2 pseudogenes are annotated in these 628 nt (G+C 46.8%); both read left to right on the top strand.

The features are described 5' to 3' along the window. A pseudogene (locus Q0954_RS34280) lies at window positions 1–212 on the top strand (hypothetical protein); the annotation flags it as partial. A 12-nt stretch (window positions 213–224) separates the two neighbouring features. Next, window positions 225–628, top strand: a pseudogene (locus Q0954_RS34275) (hypothetical protein); the annotation flags it as partial.

The raw sequence follows: 628 nt of genomic DNA, 5'->3' as shown, positions 1-628 counted from the left end.
CCAGTTTGCAATATTACCGTTACTGGTTGAGCGAAATTGCCCAAAAAAACCTCCTTCCCAAGTTTAGCTACACTTTGAGTGAATTCCAGGGGGAGTTCGATTTTGTAGTCCAAACTCCGGCACTGAGTGAGGATCAACAACTTCAGGTACGTGCCTTCATCAACAAATACAAATTACCCGACAAGATTTACACAGTTATCATCAAAGAATAAACAGCACACACTATGGCAAAAATATTAGACCTCGTTACAGGTGGGCACCCCGACTCGCTGGACGATTTGCTCCATTTACAGGAGGCTCAGCAGGAAGGGCAAGCGGCAGCATTTATAGCGTTGGGACTTGATTTGAGTAAGAGCTATATACTTCAAGGCTGCAAAATCAGCGAAGATGACGCAGGGTTTGCTACCACCACCGCAGGTATGATACTCCACAACGGCGAGGTACTCGAAGTAGATGCTCAGTCGGTACCAGACGCTGATAATTACGGCTGGGCAGTAGAGGACACTTATCGCCCCGGCAACCCAGTGACTTATGCTAACGGCAATGTCCATTCACCCCATAAGATCAGGAAAATGAAGCTCGTAAATACAATAACACAAGCCGACGTGCTTCATCAGGAGTTGTGGCA

This window comes from uncultured Microscilla sp., assembly GCF_947493425.1.
Taxonomy (GTDB): domain Bacteria; phylum Bacteroidota; class Bacteroidia; order Cytophagales; family Microscillaceae; genus Microscilla.
The sequence above is the reverse complement of the archived record's forward strand: the minus strand, read 5'-3'. Positions and strand labels throughout refer to the sequence as shown.